At 45.8% G+C, this 24,743-nt stretch carries 22 protein-coding genes; 11 read left to right on the top strand and 11 right to left on the bottom strand.

From position 1 onward, the window contains the following. The first annotated feature begins 44 nt into the window (after positions 1–44). The 4 genes from D0A34_06770 to D0A34_06755 all read left to right on the top strand — a co-directional run bounded on the left by D0A34_06770 (position 45) and on the right by D0A34_06755 (position 2,975). Positions 45–161: a photosystem I reaction center subunit VIII gene (locus D0A34_06770; GenBank protein UNU18614.1), complete on the top strand. Its 117-nt coding sequence runs from the start codon at positions 45–47 to the stop codon at positions 159–161. Between the two features lie 337 nt (positions 162–498). Next, positions 499–1,053: a hypothetical protein gene (locus D0A34_06765; protein UNU18613.1), complete on the top strand. Its 555-nt coding sequence runs from the start codon at positions 499–501 to the stop codon at positions 1,051–1,053. 137 nt (positions 1,054–1,190) lie between these two features. Next, positions 1,191–2,078 (top strand): hypothetical protein, encoded by an 888-nt coding sequence (locus tag D0A34_06760; protein UNU18612.1) that lies wholly within the window; start codon positions 1,191–1,193, stop codon positions 2,076–2,078. Positions 2,079–2,258: 180 nt separating this feature from the next. After that, entirely contained in the window at positions 2,259–2,975 is a 717-nt protein-coding gene (locus tag D0A34_06755; protein ID UNU18611.1) for a DUF2996 domain-containing protein, read from the top strand. A gap of 159 nt (positions 2,976–3,134) precedes the next feature. Here the strand turns inward: D0A34_06755 and D0A34_06750 are convergent, their stop codons facing one another. Both D0A34_06750 and D0A34_06745 read right to left on the bottom strand, forming a co-directional pair. Beyond that, positions 3,135–3,956 (bottom strand): alpha/beta fold hydrolase, encoded by an 822-nt coding sequence (locus D0A34_06750; protein UNU18610.1) that lies wholly within the window; start codon positions 3,954–3,956, stop codon positions 3,135–3,137. A gap of 92 nt (positions 3,957–4,048) precedes the next feature. Beyond that, the gene (locus D0A34_06745; GenBank protein ID UNU18609.1) at positions 4,049–4,774 is read right to left on the bottom strand and encodes a 1-acyl-sn-glycerol-3-phosphate acyltransferase; all 726 of its coding nucleotides are present in this window, start codon (positions 4,772–4,774) and stop codon (positions 4,049–4,051) included. 417 nt (positions 4,775–5,191) lie between these two features. On the opposite strand from D0A34_06745, the gene D0A34_06740 reads away from it, so the two are divergent. From D0A34_06740 to D0A34_06730, 3 genes are all read left to right on the top strand, one after another. Further along, a complete protein-coding gene (locus D0A34_06740; GenBank protein UNU18608.1) occupies positions 5,192–5,506 on the top strand; it encodes a hypothetical protein in 315 nt (104 codons plus the stop codon). Positions 5,507–5,635: 129 nt separating this feature from the next. After that, positions 5,636–7,363: a succinate dehydrogenase/fumarate reductase flavoprotein subunit gene (locus D0A34_06735; protein ID UNU18607.1), complete on the top strand. Its 1,728-nt coding sequence runs from the start codon at positions 5,636–5,638 to the stop codon at positions 7,361–7,363. A gap of 98 nt (positions 7,364–7,461) precedes the next feature. After that, a complete protein-coding gene (locus D0A34_06730; GenBank protein UNU18606.1) occupies positions 7,462–9,066 on the top strand; it encodes a hypothetical protein in 1,605 nt (534 codons plus the stop codon). Positions 9,067–9,170: 104 nt separating this feature from the next. Here the strand turns inward: D0A34_06730 and D0A34_06725 are convergent, their stop codons facing one another. After that, positions 9,171–10,040, bottom strand: a complete 870-nt coding sequence (locus D0A34_06725) for a Uma2 family endonuclease (protein ID UNU18605.1) — start codon at positions 10,038–10,040, stop codon at positions 9,171–9,173. A gap of 256 nt (positions 10,041–10,296) precedes the next feature. Then, the gene (locus D0A34_06720; GenBank protein ID UNU18604.1) at positions 10,297–11,205 is read right to left on the bottom strand and encodes a Tfp pilus assembly protein PilF; all 909 of its coding nucleotides are present in this window, start codon (positions 11,203–11,205) and stop codon (positions 10,297–10,299) included. Positions 11,206–11,784: 579 nt separating this feature from the next. On the opposite strand from D0A34_06720, the gene D0A34_06715 reads away from it, so the two are divergent. Continuing rightward, positions 11,785–13,032: a hypothetical protein gene (locus tag D0A34_06715; GenBank protein ID UNU22204.1), complete on the top strand. Its 1,248-nt coding sequence runs from the start codon at positions 11,785–11,787 to the stop codon at positions 13,030–13,032. Between the two features lie 78 nt (positions 13,033–13,110). On the opposite strand, the gene D0A34_06710 is transcribed toward D0A34_06715, so the two are convergent. From D0A34_06710 to D0A34_06690, 5 genes are all read right to left on the bottom strand, one after another. Next, on the bottom strand, positions 13,111–14,286 hold the full coding sequence (locus D0A34_06710; protein ID UNU18603.1) for a hypothetical protein: 1,176 nt from the start codon (positions 14,284–14,286) through the stop codon (positions 13,111–13,113). A gap of 105 nt (positions 14,287–14,391) precedes the next feature. Then, complete coding sequence (locus tag D0A34_06705) at positions 14,392–14,604, bottom strand: hypothetical protein (GenBank protein ID UNU18602.1); 213 nt, start codon at positions 14,602–14,604, stop codon at positions 14,392–14,394. 461 nt (positions 14,605–15,065) lie between these two features. Continuing rightward, a complete protein-coding gene (locus tag D0A34_06700) occupies positions 15,066–16,238 on the bottom strand; it encodes an AI-2E family transporter (protein UNU18601.1) in 1,173 nt (390 codons plus the stop codon). 165 nt (positions 16,239–16,403) lie between these two features. Next, positions 16,404–17,021, bottom strand: coding sequence for a Uma2 family endonuclease (locus D0A34_06695; GenBank protein ID UNU18600.1), 618 nt, complete (start codon positions 17,019–17,021; stop codon positions 16,404–16,406). A 104-nt stretch (positions 17,022–17,125) separates the two neighbouring features. After that, entirely contained in the window at positions 17,126–17,314 is a 189-nt protein-coding gene (locus D0A34_06690; protein ID UNU18599.1) for a hypothetical protein, read from the bottom strand. A 126-nt stretch (positions 17,315–17,440) separates the two neighbouring features. Here D0A34_06690 and D0A34_06685 point away from each other — a divergent pair, with 126 nt between their 5' ends. The 3 genes from D0A34_06685 (at position 17,441) to D0A34_06675 (ending at position 21,758) form a co-directional block, all read left to right on the top strand. Beyond that, positions 17,441–18,760 carry a class I SAM-dependent methyltransferase gene (locus D0A34_06685; GenBank protein ID UNU18598.1) on the top strand — a complete coding sequence of 440 codons (1,320 nt, stop codon included), beginning with the start codon at positions 17,441–17,443 and terminating at the stop codon, positions 18,758–18,760. A 114-nt stretch (positions 18,761–18,874) separates the two neighbouring features. Next, positions 18,875–19,408 carry a prepilin-type N-terminal cleavage/methylation domain-containing protein gene (locus D0A34_06680; protein ID UNU18597.1) on the top strand — a complete coding sequence of 178 codons (534 nt, stop codon included), beginning with the start codon at positions 18,875–18,877 and terminating at the stop codon, positions 19,406–19,408. A gap of 109 nt (positions 19,409–19,517) precedes the next feature. Then, positions 19,518–21,758 carry an O-linked N-acetylglucosamine transferase, SPINDLY family protein gene (locus D0A34_06675; protein UNU18596.1) on the top strand — a complete coding sequence of 747 codons (2,241 nt, stop codon included), beginning with the start codon at positions 19,518–19,520 and terminating at the stop codon, positions 21,756–21,758. Between the two features lie 57 nt (positions 21,759–21,815). Here D0A34_06675 and D0A34_06670 read toward each other — a convergent pair whose 3' ends face one another. Together D0A34_06670 and D0A34_06665 are read right to left on the bottom strand one after the other, a co-directional pair. Then, positions 21,816–24,125, bottom strand: coding sequence for a glycosyltransferase (locus D0A34_06670; protein UNU18595.1), 2,310 nt, complete (start codon positions 24,123–24,125; stop codon positions 21,816–21,818). A 39-nt stretch (positions 24,126–24,164) separates the two neighbouring features. Next, a complete protein-coding gene (locus D0A34_06665) occupies positions 24,165–24,572 on the bottom strand; it encodes a tetratricopeptide repeat protein (GenBank protein UNU22203.1) in 408 nt (135 codons plus the stop codon). Between the last annotated feature and the right edge of the window lie 171 nt (positions 24,573–24,743).

The following is a 24,743-nucleotide window of genomic DNA, read 5'->3' as shown; positions in this document are numbered from 1 at the left end:
ATATCCCTGTTGGAACACACTAACTTTAGTTTGGAGAATTTGATATGACAGGTTCCTACGCTGCTTCTTTCTTGCCTTGGATCATGATTCCGCTAATCACCTGGCTGATGCCGGTTGTGGTAATGGGTTTGTTGTTTATCTACATTGAAAGCGACGCCTGATCCTTACCCCTAAAGTAAGACCTAAGTTGGAAAGCCGAAGTAAGACAATTGACGAACAATTGCTCTGAAATTTCTAGATAAATCTAGAGAAAATCAGCAAAAATTGTTTTGAGATTGCTGGCTATCCGAAAACTTAGTTTCTTTACCCCCATCCCCAGAATTTATCTGTGGAGCAATCTTTCAGTTTTCTTCCTTCAAAACTCGTAATTGCAAAAAAATCCTCTGTCGGCAGGCAGAGGATTTTTTTGCAAAGAAGACAAATCATCCGATCAGAGCACACAAATTGCCAAATTCTAAGCCACAATTGTTATGGAAACCTACTAATGAGGAGACAGCGATGCAATTTTCCCCCGCACGCCGCATCTTAGCTCCATTCCTGATCTCGGTATTGCTGTTAGTGACCGCCTGCGGTCAAACCCAAACCGAATCACGCTGGGACAAAGCCCAGCAGGAAAGCACCCAAAAACCTGCTAAAGCCAAGCAGACAACTGCTGACAAATCAAGTGCTAGTAATCAAAACCTGCCCAAGAAGGCAGTTGCCGGCGGTAAGTTAAATAAATATTTCCCCTCTTCTGGCGGTGGATTCGATCGCGTTTTTGCTCAAGAAAAATCCGGTTTTGCTGAAGCTAAGCTGAACAAAGGCGGTAAAAATGTCGCGGTTCTCTCGATTAACGACATCGCCGGCAACCCCAACGCAGGTGCAAAATTTAAGCAAAGTACCAAGCAAATCAGTGGCTATCCCGCCGTTAATCAGGGTGCTAATGGTACCGCTGTTTTAGTGGCAAATCGCTATCAGGTGAAAGTTCAATCCCGCACTACCTCTTTTACCGCTAGCGATAGGGAAGCTTGGCTGTCAAAATTTAACCTGGGTGGCCTCGCCCGCCTCAAGTAGCAATCTCTTTTGTCAAACTCCGCGCCCGACTCAAGTCTGGCGCTATCATCACTAAGTCTGCCACAATGAGACTGTGAAGTTTTGCAATCTGCCAAAAGTAATACCTTTGATTTTCGTTCCAGTATAAGGAGTTTTTTGTGAGCAAAACAGTCTTTGAATTAGTCGATCAACTGCCTCAAGACAACATGACTGTCAAAGCCCTGCGAGCGCTTGACTTTGTGGTTCCCGGCGAGTGGAACAATTTAGTTGGCTTTGAAAATACCATTCGCACCGTTACAGGCGAAACTGACGAAGAACTGATTCAGCAAATTGGCGAGCGCGCCATCTACCTCTACAACGATAAATCTGAGGGCTACCAGCGCGCTCTCTGGCTCTACCAAACTATTGACAACGCCGACAAGGCTTTGGGCACTGCCGCCCTCGCTAACAAAGTCGCCCAAAATGTGCCGTTTTTGTCCATGCTGGGCAATATCACTCCCAAGGCAGAAAAAGCTCAAACGATCGACCTTTCTCTGAAGTTAGTCACTGAGTTGCTCGCTTTTTGCCAAATCAACGGCATTCCCGGCGACAGCATCGGCGATTTTGCTGCATCCTTGGGCGACTACGGCGGCGAATCCCTGATGCGGATGGCTGCTTTGGTTTGTTTTGACGGTTTGATTCCTTTGGGGCCAGACTTTATCCTCGCCGCCCAGTCTTGGATTCAAAAGCTCTCTCCTAGTGATTTGCAATCCAATCCGTCATTTAATGCTATCGGTGGCATGATTCCAGGGGGCTCTCCCGCCGGCCAACTCGGCTTTATTGGCGAAAGCTTTAACTCGGTTTCTGGCTGGATGAGCTCTTTTGTGGGCGATCGAGGTTTGACTCCGCAAAACGTACTCGGCCACTTGCAGAATTTTGTAGATATTTCAGCAGACAAGGTGGACTACGTGGGCGCATTCCTCGACATGACTACCAACTACTACGAACACACTGGTGTTCAAACTCTCGCCCGCCGTTTGATTGAACGAGCTGTCGCTGAGATTTAGAATAACCAAAGGAGTTGTGATATTGGTCGGCGATCGTCCTGAGTGTGTTAAGTTCAAATTTTTTTGAATCGCAATTTTCTCAGGTTGGTTTTCGATAAAAAGTTTCGGCGATCGCAAAAGTTGATCGCCCGCACCTGCACTCACAACTCCTTTTACCATCACTTTTAAAAGGAAGCGTTAATGCCAGAAGAACCGCAAAATCCTACCGCTGGAGAATCCGAAACTCCTACTGCTTCGATCGAGAATGCCCCGAGTTCCGACGAACCCGAGACAAGCGACTTTCCCAGCACTGACAAGCCTCAGCCGACTGCTAAAAAACCCGCAGCCAAGAAAGAACCGAAAAATCCTACCGCTGGCGAATCGGAAACTCCCAGTGCTGCGATCGAGAACGCCCCGAGTTCCGACGAACCCGAGACAACCGACTTACCCAGCACTGACAAGCCCCAGGCGGCTGCTAAAAAGCCCGCAGCCAAGGCCGAAGGCGACAAGCCCCCAGCTAAAGCTAAAAAGGAAAAAACACCTGCTGTTGAAGACAAGCCCTTTGCGGAATTTATTCAACAAGATTATTTGCCCGCTTTGCAAACTGCTTTGAGTAAGCAGGGCGTTAAGGATTTAGAGGTGAGTTTGGCAAAGCAAAAACTCCCAGTTGCGGGCATGAGTTCCGCCGGGGATTGCTGGCAGGTAATTGGGAAATTCCAAGAAGGTCAGCGCCAATTTAACCTATATTTTCCTCAAGAAAATATTCAAAGTCAAAGGGCGTTTTCCTGCGCTGACAATAATACCAAAACTAGCACTTTAGAGCCTTTTTTGATAGATGAGCGCAAGGTAACACTAGACCTCATGGTGTTTGGTGTCGTCCAGCGGCTTAACGCTCAAAAATGGCTAAATCTTAATTAGTCAGTAGTCATTAGTTATTAGTCCTTAGTGGCTGGTTTTCGGACACTTACTAATGAGTGTCAGGGCGGGTTAATTGTAATATAAACTTTACCCCTCGCCCAATCTCTAATTTGGCCCTGACTGACTCATAAGAGAGAAGTCATAGCTAATGACTAATGACTAATGACTATTGACTAAGGACAGATTTTCTTCGGATTTTGTCAAAAAATTGCGAGCTTGCATTATCCCGTAAAGGTTAACATCTGTTTCTAACAAACAAGCATGACCGCTGTTAGCCAGCAGCACCATTTCAGCATTGGGAATTACCTTGACTAAAAGCTTCGCTTCTACTAGGGAAGGCAGCAGCCGATCGGCACCGCTAGCAATTACTAGCGTCGGCTGCTTGATGCCACGCAACTGATTTTCGTCAACATTAAACGATCGCACTAACGCCAATCTCCACACAGACGTGTTTTGCGGTACCGCTTGCATCGCTTCTAGCAAAGCGCGGCGATCGTCGCGCCCAATCTTTCCTAAGGATGCTAATATCGGCAATAAACCGATTACCGAGAGCGGATAAAGATTGGCCGGCAGCCACTGAGTCAGGTACGAGCCCCACTGCACCCAAGGCTGCTGTCGAAACGAAGAAGCTGGATTGACTAAGATTAATCGATCGCACAATTGGGGAGCTTCTAACATAACTTTCATCGCTAAACACCCCCCAAATGACTCGCCGCACAGATAAACCGGCCGCTTCGGCTTTCCGGCTTGCTTTTCGGCTTCAATTAAGGCAATTGTTTCCCCAACCAGTACATCCCAACTAGGCGTATCGTCCGCAGGTAAAGTTAAGCAACGAATGTCAAAATGATTGGCTAATTTAGGAATTTGGGATCGCAGCAGCAAACCGCCCCCGTCCATACCGGGCAAAAATACAAATAAAGGGCGATCGGGTTTCGGGGGTTTGGGGGTTAGGAAACGAACCTTATTGTTAGCATTTGCCATGATTCAAGTCAATCGATTTTAGATTTTAGATTTTAGATTTTAGATTGGAAATCTGACACCAGCCAATAGTCAATAGTCAACAGTCAACAAACTTACAAACAACCTCGTTGGAGTAATTCTGCAATTTCCCCCTGACAGTGGTCTGTGAGTTCAGCCACAACTGCTTTGGCTTTTTTGCCTTGATATTGCTGCTGTCTCTCTACAGTAATCCAGTAAGGCTGGCCGATTAAAACATTAACTCGCTGATAAATTATCACAGGATGCCACCCAGAGCGATCGAACAGCGGTTCCGAAGGATCAAACAAACTCAACAACTTGAGCGGTACACCTGATCGTACCGAGTGTTCCTCAAAAGAACTAATCGCCACCGGCAAAACCGCCAAATCCCGCACCGGCGCCCGTAAAGCCAAATGAGCAAATCCCCGCTGAAACTTCCCCACAGTATTGGGCCCAGTCACCTTGACCATCGGTTCTGCACCCTCTGGAAACACCCCCACCATCTCCCCGCTTTGCAGCAGCGCTGTCGCTTGAGAGAAAAAATGCTGCTGTCGGTGCTCCGGTGCCTCCAAGGGGAAAGCGCCGAAAGTCGTGACAATTTCTCTCATCACCGGAACTTGACCCATGTAATGATGACAAGCAAAGCGGATTGATCGACCCAAAGCCGCCGTCAGCAGCACAGGATCTAAGAAACTGCGGTGATTGCTGACCACCAGTACCGGACTCTCCTGGGGAATCCGGTCTTCGCGGTACATAAACATCTGCGTTCCCAAACCAGCCAGGAAACAGCGCGAAATCAGCAATTTGCTCTCAGAAAACATGGGCCAAAAGACAGGTGGGACACTATAAAGGTTGATTCCATTGCCATGCAGCTTAACATTACTTTACCAAGTCGGGGCTCTCTCAAAAAGTAGACTTTCCCCTTATGCCTTGGTTTGGTAATCCTGGACGCACCGGTGGCAATCACCTTGGTTTTTTCGCCCGTTTACTTCTAGTGGGCCCGCCAAAACCCTAAAAAACCCGGTTTCTAGGCCTCGGAGTGCGTCAGCCAACTGTTTCGGCAGAATTTCCCAGTCTGAAGCAAAAATATACCAAGTGTTGTGGCAAGTTATTAAAGAATGTTTACAACGACCCCAAAACCAAGTTGCGACAGCTAAACTTAGAAATTTACAGTGGGCATTGACGCACTGTCAAAGTATTTTTGGACAAGTCGTAATAGCAATCTCGCGAGGCATCAAATGAATAACATCCAAAACTATCGCCTTAAATGTACCCTCACCTTTGGCGACATTTACGGTCAAATCATTGTTTGGCTGATAGTCATCTTCCTAAGTCTAGCGTCGGCACTCGCCTTGTGGAGTAGCGCCCGCCAAATCTTCGCCTTGGCTACCGTCGGCTTGATTTTAGTGCTGTCTCTGCCCTTCTTGCTGTTTGCTTTCGTTACAACTCTGCTAAATAACATTGAAGTGCTTGCTGTAGAACCCGGTACGGAACCTCAACCTTCTGCAACGGGAAATCAGTCGCTTCAGAATCCTGCCGAAAGCGCCGGCTAGTCCAATTTGAGATTTTAACTTTTGATTTGAATGGAAAATCAAAAGTTAAAAAACTTCCTGCTCTTTTGGTAGGAAGTTTTTTTTTGCGTCACGATAAGTTGAGCAGAACACTCAAAATAATTCAAAAAAATGCTAGAACACGACGTAATCATTGTAGGCGGCGGTTTAGCAGGTTGCCGCGCCGCAGTAGAAATTGCTCGGACTGACCCCAGTTTAAAGGTAGCTGTCGTCGCCAAAACTCACCCGATTCGATCGCACTCCGTCGCAGCCCAGGGCGGCATGGCCTCCAGCCTACAAAATGTCGATCCTGAAGATAGTTGGAAAGCCCATGCCTTCGACACAGTAAAAGGTTCAGACTATTTAGCCGACCAAGACGCGGTAGAAATCCTCACCCGCGAAGCCCCCGGTGTAGTCATAGATTTAGAACACATGGGAGTCCTCTTTTCCCGCCTCCCAGACGGCAGAATTGCCCAGCGCGCTTTCGGTGGACATTCCCACCGCCGCACCTGCTACGCCGCGGACAAAACTGGTCACGCCATCCTCCACGAATTAGTCAATAATCTGCGCCGCTGCGGAGTTCACATCTATCAGGAGTGGTATGTCACCCGCCTGATTTTGGAAGAAGGCCAAGCCAAGGGGGTCGTTATGTACCGCCTGCTAGACGGTCAAATTGAGGTTGTCCGTGCTAAAGCGGTGATGTTTGCTACGGGCGGTTACGGTCGAGTTTACAATACCACGTCGAACGATTACGCCTCGACGGGAGACGGTTTGGCGATGACGGCTTTAGCTGGATTGCCGCTGGAAGATATGGAGTTTGTGCAGTTTCACCCGACGGGTTTGTATCCTGTGGGAGTGTTGATTTCCGAGGCTGTGCGGGGCGAAGGCGCTTATTTGATTAATTCAGAGGGCGATCGATTTATGGCGAATTATGCCCCGTCGCGGATGGAATTAGCGCCTAGGGATATCACCTCGCGGTCAATTTCCATAGAAATTCGCGCCGGTCGAGGAATTAATGTTGATGGTAGTGCAGGCGGCCCCTTTATCTACCTCGATTTGCGGCACATGGGACGCGAAAAAATCATGAGCAAAATTCCTTTTGCTTGGGAAGAAGCCCACCGTTTGTTAGGAATTGATGCCGTAAATCAGCCGATGCCCGTGCGCCCTACAGTTCACTATTCAATGGGGGGAATTCCTACTAATGTTAGCGGGCAAGTTCGCAGCAGTCCTGAGGGTTTGGTAGACGGTTTCTTTGCAGCCGGCGAAGCAGCTTGCGTGTCAGTTCATGGCGCCAACCGTTTGGGCAGCAATTCGCTTTTAGAATGCGTAGTTTACGGCAAAGTTACTGGCGCAACCATAGCACAGTTTGTACAAAATCGCAAGTTACCTGCCGTAGACGAACAGCGTTATATTACGGAAGCAAAAGAGCAAGTTCAGGCACTTTTAGAACGTCCGGGAAAATACCGAATCAATCAAGTGCGACAGCAGTATCAAGATACTATGACTGAGTATTGTGGTGTATTTCGTAGCGCCGAATTGATGCAGGAAGGTTTAAAGAAATTGGAGGAGTTAGAGCGACAATATGAGGAGGTTTACTTAGACGATAAAGGCAAGTTGTGGAATACGGAAATTGTGGAAGCTTTAGAGTTGCGGAGTTTGATAATTGTCGGAAAAATGATTTTAACTTCTGCTTTGAACCGGCAGGAAAGTCGGGGAGCTCATTCGCGGGAAGATTTTACTGAGCGCGATGACAGCAATTTCTTGAAGCATACAATGGCCTATTATTCGCCTGCAGGGATTGATTTGGCATATATGCCGGTGGCGATTACGATGTTTGAGCCACAGGAGAGGAAGTATTAAGCTAATGTGCTATGGTAGTTATCTTACTCTTCAATAAGTGAGATAACTTGCTATTTAAAAATCCACGAATCTAATTGCGTAGTTATGGCGCTGAATATATGAGCAAAGAAGCTAGCATAAAACTGAACGCCTCCGAAATTAGCCAATACTCTTGTGATGATTTATGTCAGATTCTTGAAAACGCTAAAGGAAATATTGTTTTAGAAATTCCAGGTATGGGCTATTGCCAATCATTCTTAGATCAAGCAGAAGTTTATTACAAGGCTTTATTCATAGGAGAAAATATAGCATCTTTTTGTAAAAACATTCATTGTGAACTAAATTACGACTACACTCAGCCAATTTATTTTGTATTTCAACCAAACAATATAGCGGGATTAGCACAACAGCTCATATGGCTTTTTCCTCCCAGTGATTTAGATTTAGACGATGACTATCCCGTGGATTTATACAATGAGTACGAGGAGTTTCGTGGTAATTTAGAAAACCGTATACTGAGATTTCCTGAACTTGGCGATCTGTATCGGGGAAATTGTGTAGCAGGACAAGAAGATTCCTATCATTATTCTTTGTATCGAGATTATTTTATAGAACTACATAGTAAATATCCTGAAGAAATTCATTATTTTTGGCGCTCAGTTCTTAGTAATGAGATAGGTTACGACTTTTATCTTTCTCAAAAATCTTGGATTGTTCCGCTAGGTGTAGATATAAAAGAATTGCTGAAGCGATATGGTGGTTTCAACAATGAAGTTCCCGATCTAGAAGCAGCAGAGTATTTGTCATTATTGAATTGCCCACCCATAGCTTTTCAAAATAAAAATCTGATAATTTTTCCAGAGTCAGACGTATATCAAGCTCAGAAATGTGCAGAATATATGTGGTTTGAAAGTCCGGAGTGCGACAAAATTAGAGATAATATGTGCGAAAAAATTATGAAGCTAGGTATAGATATAACAACGATACGGTGGGATTTTAATACAGCACAAAATCGCACCCAAATTCAAAAAATTTTACTATCTATAGAAGGCGATGTCTTGATAGTACAAGATCGGATAGCCCAGTATGTATTATTTCCCAAAACACTAAATAAAATTAAGCCAGAAGATGGAGAAAAATATCTTGAATCAATTTCCAAGCTATCTGAGAGTCTAAGGACACTCATTGGACGAACTACAGATATCGCCTGTCCGTGGGATAAACTTGATGACAATCAGTTTGAGGAGCTTTGTTATGATGTTGTTAATTACCGCCATCAGCCCAGTAAAATCTTAAAAATGGGAAAATCTCGCTCCCGCGATGGTGGTAGAGATATAGTATTTCACACAACAGGGCGCGCGGGTCAACCGCCTGTAAAATGGATTGTACAGTGTAAGCTGATTAGAGATGGTAGTTCGCTGGCGGGAAGCAAGGTTCAAGTTGCCGATCCAGTAGATCAATATGGAGCGGGTGGATTCTGTGTGATGACCAGCGGTGTTATTGATAGTACACTTTATGACAAGCTAGAAGGTGTTGCTCGTAACAGAGGTATTGAGATAGATTGGTGGTCTCGGCTAGAATTAGAACGTTTCCTAGCACGGCATACAGAACTGCGAGACAGATACTTTGGTAAAGAAATGGAAAATAAAAAATCGTCTCACAGCCCAAATGTACAGCTTAGTTTACTAGATATCTTGGATAATTCATCTTCAGAAAGTTCATAGATAACTTTTTTGTATTTGGTTTAGTTTAATGCAGTTGGCAGGAGCGATCGCATCTTCACCAATTCAAGACCGATCGCCCTTTTCCCCCATTCTCTCCCGCTATGTCACTCTCCAGCATTCTCCATCACTTCCTCCACAGATAAACTTAACGCCTGCGCCACTTGTTCGGCACTCAAACCCATTCCCAACAACCGGGGAATTGCATCCCTTCTTGCCTGAAATTCAGCTTGTCCTGCCTGTTCTGCACTCTCGGCTCTTTCCCGCTGTTGCTCCCCTCGCAATCTCTCCAATTGGGCCCTTTCATCGCCAATTAACAGCAAATTACCTTCCTCGTCCCACCAGCGCAGCCAAAGCATAGTTTGATTTTGATAACTGCCTTGCCAAAGTCCCAATTCTATGCCTAAAGATGCAATGGGAAAATGAGCGCGTTGATTGAGTTCTAACAGTTGATAATACCCCTCCATCAACCGATAAACTTCTAATCGACCGCTGTTAATTTCATAGATGCCGTAATAGGGAATTCGCATCACCTGTTCGTACACCCAAAACTTGCCCGGTTTGGTTATTACCCCTTCCTCAGTGCGAGATAAAGGAGTGCGATCGCGCTCTTCATCACCGTTCCCGCTCGCAAATTCCAAAGCAATTAACGGTGCTATGTGTTCTCGCCACAGCACGTAGGAACGGCGAATTTGACCGTCTAAATTAGGAGGTACATTGGGAACATAAAACCAATCAGGAGCTTCTGCACCTTTTTCCGGCGGCTCGGTTTCTCGCCAGTAAATGCCGCAGTCTTGACCGATCGCATATTGTCCGTCAGGATGCCGCTCCTGCAAAATTTGCCCGATCGAATCAGTTAAAATTAAACTCTGCGGATGCTCCTGAAAATTTTTCACAAAAGTACCGTCTGACTCTGGTAATTGAGTGTGGTCTGGAAAAGCAGGAGGTAGAACAACGCGGTCAACGCTTTGGGTCATAATTCCCTCCGAGGTCTTACCTAATTGGTAATTAGTAATTGGTAGTCGGTAACAGGACGCTGGGCGCGAGGTCTTAGAAACCCGGTTTCGACCTGTATCTGTCGTTGTTCAACCCAGATTTATCGTAGAAACCGGGTTTCTTTTCCTAAGCCCTGCCTAATTAAGAAGAAAGGGAGTAGTTTTGAGTTTAAATTATTAAGTATTTCACTTAATAATTTTTCACTGACCACTCGAACTCTTTCACTAAAAACTTTCCTTAAGGTGTCGGTAGCGCGCCTTCAGGACTAGGAGAAGCAGCCGGTTCGGGAGTAGCAGCCGCAGGAGAAGGCGAAGGAGTGCCAGTAGCTAACTGATTAATTTGGTCTTTATAGTTAGGAGGAGCTAACTCAGTAGCTCGATCAAACAGCGTTTTTGCCTCATCTGTTTTGCCCTGTTCCTTCAGCACGATCGCCTTTCCTAAAGTCGGGCGAAAATCTTTGGGATTAGCCTTAGCAGATTCGTCGTAAATGGCGATCGCCTCCTCGTAGCGCTTCTGCACAGCATAAACCTGTCCCAAAATCAACTGCACTGAAGTTACATCAACACTTTCCGGTTTCGCCAGGTTGGCAGCCGGAGCAGCCTTCAGCGTATCTTGCAACAGTCCGATCGCAGCTTCGGGCCGCTGCTGCACCAGCAGCAAATTCACCAACCCCTGCAAAGCCTTAATTTCCCCAGGCTTAGACGCTAAAATTGACCTGTAAGCTTGAGCAGCCCCTTCGCGATCGCCCGTGCGTTCCTTAGCCTGAGCCAGCAAAATTCCGTATTCAGTAGTCTCAGGATTCAGCGAAGCCAACTTTTCCAAAGGAGCGATCGCATCCTTAATGTCCCCCACTCCTTGGCCGATCAACTCCAGCCGCACCTGCAACAATCCCCGCAAAGCCGTTACGTTGTCAGGTTCCCGCTGCAAAACCAATTCGTATCCCCTAGCCTGAGCTTGCAGCAACTCTGATTGCTTCTCCCCTGACTGCGCCGTCTGAGTAGGTGTTGGAGTTGACGTACTTTGGGCTTGGCTGGCCTTGAGAATACTGTCCAAAATGGGAACCAGAGAAAATCCCAAAAAAGCGATGAGCGACAGCACCACCACCACAGTAATCAACCCACGACGCTTATTTGCTTTTTCCATAATTCAACTATCCCAACTTAAAATCTACTATTTTCTAAGAATTAACGCCTCGCCCGGGGGCGTGGGCCATTTAACTAGATCCATGCAACCATAAAAGTTCTTAACTTCAAAGTCCGAACGGACAAAGCAGCCTTTTACTTGCAGCTAATATGGTAACAGACCCACAACTCCATGCTAGCTAAACAATTTTGGGCACTCAGACCCGCAGCCCCAAGGACTGCGGTGTCTGTCCAATTTAGTCTGGTCAAGCTAAAAATTACCGAAAATATGGCGGATCAGGCCGTTAGGTAATTGGATTAAGTAAAATAGGCAAGCTGAATATCCTAAATGCTATTAGCCAGCAACTCCAGATCAGCGCGATCGCAGGATCGATCGGTCAGCAACTGCCCAAGTCCTTGATCGCAAGGATTTTAGCAGCCAGCGAACCGATCGGCACTCATAGCGTTGAAAGTTGGCGTTGACGGGTCAAAACCAGACCTCCGGGCGCAAGCCCCAAGTCAGGTGCTAGTAGTTTTTAAAGCAGTTTCTTCAGTTTATTCCTAATTTCCCTTAAGGGATGTGTCTCCGCTGCAAGGAGTTTTTATGAACCCCTCTCCCAACCGGTCTTCCAAATCGTCCAAATCTACTTCAACTCGCAAGGCTCAGCCCAGCGAAGTGGCCGTCAATCCGCCTAAAGATACAGATTCCATTCCTGAGACACCAGACGAAAGTTCGGTGCCTTCGGCGTTGGCTGCACCTATTGACCAAAATCAATCGGCAACGCCAACAGACGCCCCAGCGTCCAAGGATAGGCTGCAACGACCACGCCACAGTTCTGCCCTCGACAAGGACAAAACAAACCCACAAGACCAGCCCAGCAATGCTCCTGCACCCCCGGCGCCTGCAGCGTCTTCGACACCTGTCAGCGATACTCCAGCCCTAGCAGTCGCACCGCCCGCAAACGCCGAGCCACCCGCTAACGAAAGTCCGGCCGATGAGGACATACCCTCCGTCATGCGCCAACATCCCATTCCCCCCCCCAGCGAACCCAGACAGTACCGAGCTGTTGGTTTGGTGCGGGGCCGCTACACGCAATCAGAAGAGCAATTCACCCGGGGTATGCTCATAGCTGCCGACGGAACTGCCATCGACGCAGTTTTGCTGGGTAGAGTCATGAGTTTAGTCAAAAATCACCTGGATCTGGAACAAGAACACCTGTGGGTGGTCTATCCCCGCACCAGGCAAGAAGACGGCAACTTGCACGCCCAGATTATGGGAGTTTGGGAGCCGGAAACGCTTAAGAAACCCCCCGAACCGTCCTCTGATGAGGAAAATCCGGAAGCAGCGGAGATTGAGACTAGCGACGAAGCATCGACCGCATCTTTGCCGCCCTCGGAACCTGATGTTGAAGATGGGTATTTTTCGATTAGAGGTGAGGTGATTTATCAATCCCAAGACGAAGAAAAGTATGTCATCGTCAAAATCAAGCAAGCTCCCCGCAAGAATGACGACAAGATGAAGTTTTTTAAACTGAAACTCAAGGGAGATTTAGCAACAAAAGCGATCGGGTTTTTTTGGGATTTCCACGTCAAATTGAAAGCTGACAGTCTGATGATTGAGGAGGCTAATAATATTGGTGCCCTGCCGATTAAAAAGCGGAAATTCCCCCCTGGCAGTAAGCCGCCCGGTGGCTTCAAAGGAGGAGGGAAGCGTCCGTTTACTCCTAGGCCCAGCGGTGACGGTGCTCCTGTAGGGCGTCCTACCATCAAGTCCGCAGCCGCAGCAGCACCGCGTGTCCCGAAGGAACCTCTTCCTAAGCCGGTTAAGAAGCCTAAGCCGATCGAGGAATGAACCAATTTTAGATTTTAGATTTTAGATTAGTGTGTCCAAGACTAATTTACAACCGCTAAATCGCCAATCTAAAATCCTTTATTCGAGCCGGACTTGTGCGCCCCACAAATCTTGCGGGAGAAATACTCTGTCAGTGGGTAGGGGAGCAACTGGGGCCGTGAGGGTAAATTGACCCGCTTCAATTTGCTGCTTCAATTCCAATGCTACTTGCCGGGAGAGAAACATACTCGCAAGGGGGGCGGCCCGCACAGGTTTGCCCTCTATCAGGATGCGACCAGTCTTTAATTGAGCATAGCTGACTAAACCGAAGGTGGGACGAACGCGCCGGGGGATAGAGAAATCTACCACCGGCGCTACTATTTTTTTGTCTGATACTGCACAGTTGGCGACGACTGTTTCGTTTAAGACGGGAAAGGGGATGCCGACTCCCAGCATCAGTGATGGGCCGTAGTTTTTGAAGTAGCAGCCGCGCACCCATTTCGAGTTCATCTGTTTGGCGTCGCCGATGAGTGCGAGGGTAGCGGCCGGGCCGATGGGGGTGCGGTTGGGCTGGCGTTTTTGCAGGGGGAAGTGCTGGGTTCCTTCCCAGGTGATGTAGCCCTGAGCGCCTCCTAGGAAGATGCGGGTGCCGATGCCAATGATTTGGAGGTCGGGGTCGTTGAGCAGGGGAGACATGGCTCCAAGGTTCGAGTAGACGGCGTTGCCGAGGTTTGGTTGCAGGGGGCCGAGGTAGGTGAACAGCGGGCGATCGCCTCCATTGACCCCAACAATAAAGTTTTGATATGCGTTGCGGGGATTGAATAAATAAAACTGGTTGATTGTATCGCGGGTAATGGTGGTTTCAAAGGAGGCGCGGGGGTAGCAGTCTGTTACCTGCCCCAAGGCTCGCAACTGCACGGGTTTCCCGGCTATTAAGTCTTCGATGACGTGTCCGCCGCCCCGTTCGCGGGATTCTTCGCCGTCTTCGGCTACTTGGGTGGCTCCCAGGTACAGGTCTACTGCCCCGAAGCCCGAGTAGGCTAAAACGCCGTCTAGCCAGCACTGGCGGATTTTTATCGGCGGGTCGGTATGGCCGAGGTTGATGATTGCACCGGAGGATTCCATCGGCTCGAAGGTGCCTGCGGTAATCACATCGACTTCTTTGGCTGCTTGGGTAATGCTGGTTTCTTCAACTCTAGTTTTGAGTTCTTCGATTGTCCAGACGGTGGCTTTGCCTTGGCTGATTTTATCGTTGATTTCGTCGATCGATCTCATAAGACTATTTTAGATTTTAGATTTAGATTTTAGTGTGATGGAATGCCGATCGAGCGAATGCAGTTTTGGCGATCGACCTCCTTATTGGTCTTCGCTATAAATTAGCTACAAACTCTGTGTTTGCAATTGCTGGCTCACCGACTGCCGCCAATACCGGACAATAGCATTATCGTCCTGAGTTTCTGACATTTGTACTAGATGATTCAGCAAGGTTGCAGGCATAATGGGAAATGCGAGACTGTATTCGCCAAAAATATATCTGGGTTTTTGAAGTTGGTAAATTTCGACAGTTCCTCCCCTATATTCGCCCAATTTCAATAATTGCTAGCTGCTGATAAATTGATCATCGATTCGAGGATACACTGGTAAGATCGACTTTAATGACTAAAGCGGGCGGCCCCTCGTTTGAAATTCCAATTTTTTTACCGAGACTACTCTCAACATTTTGGACAGAGAAACATGAATCTTGTTCTGCACCTTGTTGTAAATCGGAGCGATTTTAACTCGTCGAACTAAATCCTTTAACTCTCACGTCTAACTCTTAAGTTAAAGCGGTAACGATGCGTTTCAGCACGCAATTTATGTTTTCGTGCAACTCGGACGGTATCATGATTTCTAACAATCCTCGACTGTAAGCAAATTTAGAGGCTCTGCGATCTCTAGATTCTACCAATAAGGTCTGATAAGTTGGTCAACTGATATTTAGTAAAACCCTTCTTTGAGTTGTTTTTAAACGTGGATTGCCAAGGGGTGCAACAGTCATCATCGATCGATTTCAATTATTGATTTTCAGGAGTGTGGCTTTCGGTATTATTTGGGATTTCTAATTTTTGTTCTGGCAGGCTTTCTGGCTTGCTATGTGTTACTCCTATAGATTCGTACTCCTCGTGAATAGCGGTGTCGATCGCTGCTAGGTGTCTGGGATTGGTCTGCCACTGGTTGAGAATGTCTTTAATTAAAACTTCTCTAACCCAAACTTGAGCGACAACGGTGAGAGGAAGGGCAAGCAATAGTCCTAAAAACCCAAAGAAGGTGGCGAAGAATACTTGAGCTATTAAGGTAACAGCCGGCAATAGCGCAACTTGCTGCGCCATAACGTAAGGGGTGAGGAGGTTGCTTTCAAATTGTTGAATTAGAAAGTAGAGGATGAACACAAAACCGGATTTTAAGGGAGAGTCTAAAAGTGCGATCGTCACTGGAGGAATGACGCTCAAGCCGGGCCCGATATTGGGTATTAAGTTCAGCAATCCTGCTAAAACAGCGTGAGCTAGGGCTAGGGGAACCTGCAATACTGATAAACCAATTAGGCTGAGAAAAGTGATGACGCTCATGCTAATTAAAGCACCGATGACCCATCGACCGAGGGCTATTTCGCATTCATCTAAGATTCCCTCGATTCGCCGCCGATAAAAAGAGGGAAATAGTTGGATAAATCCTTGTCGGTAAGATAAAGGGTCGGCTAATGTCATCAATGTCAAAACTATGACTAGCAAAAAGCTGAGAATAACGCCTAAGGTGTTGCCGACAAAGGCTCCTGCACCGCCGACGAGTTGATTGAATAGGGGTTGCAGTTGTTGGATAATGTCGTTAATATCAAGATTGGGTAGTCGCTGACCAATTTGTCCAGAAAAGCGATTTTCAATCTGATCGATCCACTCATTTAATTTTGCTATTCCTTGAGGGCCTCTTTGGGTAAGTTGTTGAAACTGTTCGGCAAAGGGTGGTACAATGATGAGGAATAATCCTACGAAGATCAGGACTAGGAAGCTAACTGATAAGAGTACGGCGATCGATCTTTTGAGTCCGAATTTTTGCAAGTAGCGTGCTAGTCTGTTTAAGGCGGTGGCTAAGACGACGGCGGCAAATAGCAGCAGTAGGGCCTGCCTGATTTGCCACAGGATGTAACAAGATGCGATGAGGGCTAATAAGCCCATCCACTGTCCTAGCTTCATTAGATTTTAGATTTTATATTAAGGAATAGGGTATTGGGAATGGCTGCTTGCTAATTGCTCTGCTCCCCAGACGCGATAAATCGCCTCTATACAAGATACAGCAGATGCGCGCGATCGCATCTTTAATCGGATACCCCTACTCGGACATTAGCATAAGCAGCCACCTCAATTCCCTTTTGCAAACACCTGCTGCGCTGTCAGCTTCAATTCTGGGAAAGTTGGGGAGTCAATACACTCGCCCCCTCGGAACAGTTTGACTTGGTATTCGCCGTCAATTAGTTGGTAAACCGAAAAGGTTGGTTGCTTGGGGTTGCCGATGAACCGTCTGCCACCCAATCCTAGATAATCTACAATCCAATATTCTTGAATACCCATTGACTCATATGCTTCAAGCTTTAGGGCATAATCATCCCCCCAATTAGTGCTAGTTACCTCGACGATTAGAGGGACTGATGAACCCATTGTGATAATAGATGATTTCTCCCATCGCGGCTCGTTGCCAATGGTTTGTTCGTTAAGTACAATAATATCTGGTTCATATCCCGATTCCTCGCGCATGGGTTTGATGACGCATTCTTTGGGGATGAAGTAGGGCAGTTGTAGCCTTCGGATTTCAAAGTTGAGATCGGCTAGGAGAAAACCTGTCAGTTTAGAATGTTTCCCTGTTGCTTTTGGCATCTCAACAATTTCTCCATTGTGTAGTTCGTAGTGGTGTCCTGAATTTTCAGGATACCAGTCAATGAATTCATCGAATGTTACTAATTCAGGTATGATTTGAATCATGGTCACTCCCTCAAGTGTAGTTTTGATAGCTGTACGGGGAATTAATATTTTGGCAAAAACATAGTCTTTAGACCAAGTAGCGATCGCACTTTTTGAGTGCGTCTCTACTGCTGCTGTTGGCGCGATCGCCAGCCGAGGATAGCAGCTAGGATGATACTGGGGGTAAAGACGGCGATTAGGGCGTTGAAGTCCGTAGAGGGTATGGATAAGCTAGGCCCTGCGTACTTGATGGCCAGGGAAAGGGCGGCGGAAAGGGTGAATACTTTGAGGATGGGGCTGATGTTGGTGTTCATGGCCGTGGTAGTGGGTTGGGCGATCGGTTTTGAGATTATTATTGCAAGTATGTGTTGCCGCTGGGCGGGCGATCGGCTATTTTCTGAGATACTAGGATAATTTGCCAGCGTTGAGTGTAATTGAAAATGGATCACGAAAATTTAGAGTTAATAGAAAATATTCGCCAGCAATTTGACAATACTCCTTTTCCCAGAATCCCGCTGGAACAATCTCCAAAAGACAACAGTGAATTGCTCTACATTCATAATCTTGTAACTGCTTACTACTTCAGAAATAGAAGAGTTATTAATACAGAAGGTAAAGTGATCCTGGATGCGGGATGCGGCACCGGTTATAAATCCTTGGTGTTAGCTATAGCCAATCCGGGAGCGAAAATAGTAGGCATTGATTTATCAGAAGAATCTGTGAAACTAGCTGAGCAACGTTTACAGTATCATGGGGTTGCTAATGCAGAGTTTTATGCTTTGAAGATAGAAGATTTGCCAAGTTTAGGGTTAGAGTTTGACTATATCAATGCTGACGAAGTTCTGTATCTCTTGCCCGATGCTATTGCTGGATTGCAAGCAATGAAGTCAGTTCTCGCTCCCGATGGCATCATCCGCACCAACCTTCACAGTTCAAATGGTAGAGCCGGAGTATTTCGCGCTCAAGCTGCTTTCAAAACAATGGGATTAATGGATGGAAGCCCGGGAGAAGTGGAGATAGAAATAGTCCGGGAAACAATGGAAGCATTACAAGATGAAGTAGGGCTTAAGGCATTTACCTGGAATTCCGATCGCGCGCAGGATCAGGGATGGATTATGGCTAACTATTTATTGGTGGGTGATAAAGGTTGTACCATTCCTGAACTGTTTGCACTTTTGAGAGCAACCGATCTAGAGTTTATCAACATGGTGGCTTGGCGCCGGTGGGAGTTGATGGATTTGTTCAAAGAGCCAGATGATTTGCCTCCGTTTTTGGCGATGAGTCTGCCAGAAGCTTCTCTGGAAGAGCGACTGCATTTATTTGACTTGTTACATCCCCTGCACCGTTTGTTTGATTTCTGGTGCGGCAATCCCGATCAAACTCAGGATGTTGTGCCCGTTGCGGAATGGACGGAGGCTCAATGGCGAGAAGGACGGGTACACCTGCACCCTCAACTGAGGACTTCCCAGATTAGGGAAGATTTGATGAATTGCATTGACAGCCAGACGGCGTTTGAGATTAGCCGTTATATTATTGTGCCAACTCTAGCGCCGGTGGCGATCGACACTACAATGGCTGCTTGCTTGCTACCTCTTTGGGATGGGCCACAGTCTATGGTGTCCCTAGTAGAACAGTGGCTCCAAATCCGCTCGCAGATCGGTGTTAACCTAAAGTCTGTTAGTGATGAGACTGCCTTTGAGGAAGTCAAGGAACTGTTGATTAGGCTGGAAGTCTTTCTGTATGTGCTTTTGGAGCCTTAGAGCCAGAAGTTGAGAAAAAAAATAGTTGGGGGTGATATTAAAGTGCGGATAACTGGGTAAGTTACATATAAGAGTTAGAAATCAAGCATCCCACCCCTCACGGAGAAAAGACTTATGAAGACTGAATTTAAAGCCAAGTTCCTGCAACACATCAACAAAAGAAGACAGGATCAAGGTTTCACACTGATTGAACTGCTGGTTGTTATCATCATTATCGGTATTCTTTCGGCTATTGCTTTGCCTTCCTTCCTCAGCCAAGCAAACAAAGCCAAGCAGACAGAAGCCAAGCAGTATATCAGTTCAATGAACAAGGGTACGCAGGCTTACTTTGCAGAAAACACCAAGTTTACAACAGATGTCGGTGTGTTGGGTCTTGGTCTCAAAACTGACACCACCAACTATACATACACCCTTAGCGATGCTGGTACGGGCACAAACGGCGGATCAACTTCGGCAGCAACTCCTAAGAGTCTCAATACACTGAAGGGATATGGAGGAGCTGTAGCAGTGACAGCGCCCGATGCTACAGGGGCTTCAGGCACACAGACAATCCTTTGTGAAACGACGGGTGTTGGAGCACCTGCAACTATTGCTCTTTCTGGTAGCAATAGTGTTTGTCCCGGCGGTATGACGATCGTTACTAAGTAACAGCTTGTTACACAAGCCATGCTTGTGAAAAAAAACGAAAAAGCGGGTTAGCGTTATCTATGCTGCCCGCTTTACTGTAGATAGGAAACTGATTTTATTGGCTGAGCTTATGATTTCTGACAATTTATTAGCACTGGCGCCCGATTGGCAGCAAACAGCCGAGCAACTCCTGCTTAAAGAAAATTACGCTCAGGCAGCAATCCTCTACGAACAGGCAATTACAGAGCAACCAAGCGTTAAATCTTACTACTGGCACTTAGGATTGATGTTGCTGTTGCAAGAACAAGAAGCAGAAGCTCAAACAACTTGGCTGCTGGCAATGGCTGAGGGTGAATCTGAAGAAATTGAACTCTGGACAGCAGAACTGTTACAAGTGCTGGAAGCGGAGGCTGAACGACAACGGCTGGATTTGGTAAATTATGAAGTAGCTTGGGCGATTCGGCAGCACATCCGAGAAATCAATCCAGGGGATATTAATAACCTGTTGCATTCGGTGGGACTTTCCATCCTGCGGAAAACTTACAGAGGCGAAGAATCAGACGCTTTGGGCACGATCGTCGAGCTTCTGAAGTCCGAGGCTCCAATAGCATTAGACTACGACCTCTTGCTGCAAGTCTGGAAGACCGTTTTAGACGTTGCTCCATTCCACCCTTCATCATTTGAATTTACAGAAGCTTGTTTGAACCATGTTAAAGAACCTCTACCTGTCATTGAAAATTTACTTTACTTTGCTTATGACATCTCATATTCAGGAAAGCAATTTCACTTAGCGACCCGTTATGTGGAACTCGCCTTGCGGTTAGAAGCTAAACACCAAGAAGTTTTGCGTGCCCTAGCTAGTTTTTACCAAGATATAGGAAATTTTTATCAAGGGATAGAAACTGCTAAGATTTGCTACTCAGTGATGGAACAGTTGGTAGATAAAATTTTTGCCAATCACTTGCTGCTGCGCGGACTGATGCTGGCTGGTGGTAATTGGGAAGATTCTTGGTCAGCGTTTGAGACACACAAATTAATGATGAGGGCTATTATTGAGGAACATCCGACTAATCTGGATTCGGCTGCTGCGCTTCGCTTGATGAGTTCGTTATTTTTCTTTCCTTACTTTGAAGATCAACCTCAAGAAGCTGGGATAATTCGCATCCAAATTGGTAATCTTTTTCAAGCAAATGTTGAAAATTATGCTAAGCCAATAGTAGAGAAGTGTCGCCATCGCTCCTTGCCTCTGCTTCAGGGAGGTAATGAAAAAAGACGTTATAAAGTTGGTTATTTATCTTATTGCTTACGTAGTCATTCTGTAGGATGGCTGGCACGCTGGTTGTTTGAACATCACGACCGCGATCGCTTTGAAATATGTGCTTATCTAATTGGAGCCAAACTGACAAATGATCCCATTCAGCAATGGTATATTGGTAAAGCTGACAAAGCTTATAAACTAGGTATTTCAGGTATTGAAGCTGCTGAAAAAATTTACGAAGATGAAATTGATATATTGATCGATCTTGATAGCATTACGATGAATACTAACTGTGAGGTAATGGCAATTAAGCCTGCCCCTGTACAAGTTAGTTGGCTGGGGTGGGATGCTTCTGGCGTACCAAATGTTGATTACTATATTGCAGATAATTACGTTTTACCGGAATCAGCACAGGATTACTATGCGGAAAAAATATGGCGATTGCCTGCCACTTATCTAGCAGTAGATGGTTTTGAAGTGGGAGTGCCAACGGTTCGACGCGATCTGCTAGATATTCCTAGCGATGCAGTCATATACTATTGTAGTCAGATGGGATACAAGTACAATCCCAACACAGCTCGGCTGCAAATGCAAATTATTAAGGCAGTCCCCAATAGCTACTTTGTAACTAAATGGTTTGCTGAGCAAGAATCTCTAAAAAACTTTTTTATTCAGATTGCGGAATCAGAGGGGCTAAGTGCGGATCGCTTGCGATTTTTGCCTCACGCTCCTTCAGAGGCAGTACACCGGGCTAATTTAGGTATTGCTGACGTGGTGCTAGATACTTACCCCTATAACGGAGCTACAACAACAATGGAAACTCTGTGGATGTGCATTCCTTTGGTGACACGAGTAGGGCAACAGTTTTCTAGTCGCAACAGTTACGGAATGATGATGAATGCTGGTATTTTGGAAGGGATTGCTTGGACTGATGAAGAGTATGTAGAATGGGGTATTCGTTTAGGGAAAGACGCAGCTCTGCGGCAGCAAATATCCTGGCAACTGCGGCAGTCACGACAAACTGCGCCTCTGTGGAATGGCAAGCAATTTACGCGAGAGATGGAGAAAGCATACGAGCAAATGTGGCAGATATATCTTGACAAAAATCCTTGATGGTGCTGATTCCCGTGAGTAGTTTGTGCAGCCAGTTGCTGCACAAATTCACTACATTCATGAGTAACTCTCCTTCATAAAACGGTCTAGTTCTAATGAGGGAATATTCTCGGCTTTTGCGTGAGCGATAGCTTTTTTATTCTCATCCTCCAATAAAATTCGACCGTAAAGTCGAGGTATCAAAGCTGACCACTGAATTTCGCTCAACTGTCCAATCAATGAAATTTCTGGCCCGCCGGAAACATCTAAATCTTCTTGCATTAAAAGACTGATCGCAACGCTTGAGAAAGCGAGATTAGCATCTTCGTCAGAAATGTTACTGTGGTCTACCAGGAGAGTCATCTTCCTTTTGTCTGGGTGAGTTGCGATCGATCTCACCACTCGTTCCAATTCTAAACCAAGAGACTCTTCTGGCTGCGACCAATCTGGAAAAACAATTAGATTAATATCTTTCAAGTTTAAACGCACTAGAGTTGCGTCAATCAGTGCTGAACTAATCGTTTTCGCCATTTTTGACCAAGAGAACTTTTTAGCTTGTTCCAACCCAGCCGCAATTAATGAGTTGCGAACCTTCGGTTTTTGTACCTCGCAAAGTGCATTAGCCAATCCATCAACATCATCATCCTTCACATATAATGCGGCTTCGCCTGCAACTTCTGGAAGAGAAGAATTAGGACAAGTAATGACTGGACAACCGCAGGCTATCGCCTCCAGTATAGGCAAGCCAAATCCTTCATATTTCGAGGGATAAACCAGTGCAACAGCACCAGCATAAGCTAATCTCAACTCCTGATCATCCAGTTGCAGCTTGTGAACTACAGTACCTAAAGTATAATTTCTCAACTCTCCTTCTAATAGAACTCCACTCCCCGTACAGACAATCTCAAAGCCCTCTTTGCTGGCAATTTGAGCAAAAGCTTTGAAGAACAAGATACTATTTTTATAATCAGCGCCTCCACCTACTGAAATAAAGTAGGGTTTGGAGATACCATATTTATTTTTAAAACCATTAATATCTTCTTGACTAGCCGGTGAAAAAAGACTTTGAACTCCACACTGAGCTACAGTTACAGACTTAGAGGCAGTTTCTGGAAAAAACTTTGTTAAGTCACTAGCTGTATTTTCCGAAATAGTAATATAAGCAGAAGCATGGTGGATAGCATAATGTTTCTCCTTCCACATAGGTTCTTGATTCAAATTTGCTCCCACCACTTCGGGAATCATGTCATAGGCCATGAATACAGAGGGAGTAGATAGGGGTGTTGTGTAGTAAGTTGATATAAATAAGTCGGCACCTATTTCATCACATACTTGCTGTAACATTTCCCGGTCAGCATCAGTTTTACTGTAGTCATAAGCAGGCACGGTGCAATACCTAATTCCCGCAATTTTTGGCGAGGTTCCCACCCGATCCAATACTATTATGTGCTTGGCAAAACCATTTTCAGCCCATTCTTCTAGTAGCGACCTCCAAACACGGGAAATTCCTGTTTTGTACATTTGAAAGAATACACCGTCAATCAGGATTGTTAACCCGCTTCGCGAGTCGCCTTCCTCTTCTATTTCAGCAAGTTGTATCTTTCCTGCCTGTTGAATATTAGTAATTTTGCTAACAGCTTTTAAGAAGTCATGCTGTAAAAGCGACGCTTTATTAACCGCTGCTAATCCTCCTTTTGCCAATTGTTGAAATAAATCGTCCGGCAATTCTTTTTCTGTCAGTAAATGCAGAGACGAACCATTCGAGTAGAAATTCAGATTAAATTTAGTAGCAATTATGGAAAGAGCTTTAGCTGTGTAAAGAGAAACGTGCTGACCTTCGTGAAGCACGTAGTACCACCACTCATCGGGTTTAGGATTGCTTTCGGGCAGCAATTCTGTGCTCAATAAAATATTTCGGGATTTTTTTAACAAATTTTCCAGCTCATCTATGGGGTGAACCAGATGCTCAAATACTTCAAATGCCGTGACTAATTCAAATGGGTTATTTGCGGTTGCATCACTCTCAAATCCTTGAGCAAATATATTTTGACAAAACTTGTCTAGCCAGTAAAAGTCAAATCCCGCATCTCTCATCAGCCTGACAAATAGACCATAGCCACCGCCGTAGTCGAGAAATCTTGCTTGATGATTAAAGAAGTTAAATAATAAATTTTGGGTTATTTGTGAAAATGACAAATTTCTGAACGCTAAGCCAACATCACTGCTCGCTATTGGCTGAGAATAAGCTTCCTCTAACCAGTATGGTTCCTCAGTTTGAACAAATCCGCAGTTTGAACATTGAAAATAATCTACATCATATTTTCCCATAACTTTACCCTGGGCAAAATGATGGGAATCGGATTCGCAAACTTTGCATTTAAGTGGCATATAATATAGTAAATTTATAACTTATTGTAACTATTAGCTCTATTTTTTTCCTTCTATTGTCTGTCGCGCCTGCCCCAAAAGCTCCTTATAATCAGCTCTGTCAGGATACAACTTCACCAAGTTCTCCAAAGGCTCGATCGCCCCTTTCCCATTATTCATCTGCAACCGCACATTTGCCAACCCCTCCAGAGCCGTCTGATTCTGAGGTTCCCGCTGCAAAACCGTTTTATATCCCCGTTCCTGCGCCGCCAGCAGAGATTCCTGGGAAACAGCCACAGGCGTCTGCTTTTGCTGGTGCTGGCTGCTCAAACCGCTGCTGAACAGACTGAAAATACCAAAAATAGCAGAACCACCAAACGAAACCATTGATACTAACGCAAAAATCTGCTTAGTTCGATCGCCCTTATTAACGGGACGAGGGCTAGATTTTTTCTGTATACTTTCCATTGCTAACTCTTGGCCTCGCTGTTTTCCCGGTACTCGCAAAGCACCTATCTCTAGATTGCCCAAGTTCGATCGCAAAACGATCGCCCTTCGCCATTTAAAATTTGAGACCAATTCTAGCCCCGCACACAACACCAGAGATTTGTCAAGGACATTTAGGTAATAATAACACGC

The organism is Microcoleus vaginatus PCC 9802, from assembly GCA_022701275.1.
In the GTDB taxonomy this organism is placed as follows: Bacteria; Cyanobacteriota; Cyanobacteriia; order Cyanobacteriales; family Microcoleaceae; genus Microcoleus; species Microcoleus vaginatus_A.
Note: the sequence above shows the minus strand (reverse complement) of the source record. Positions and strands in the feature narration are given on the sequence as shown.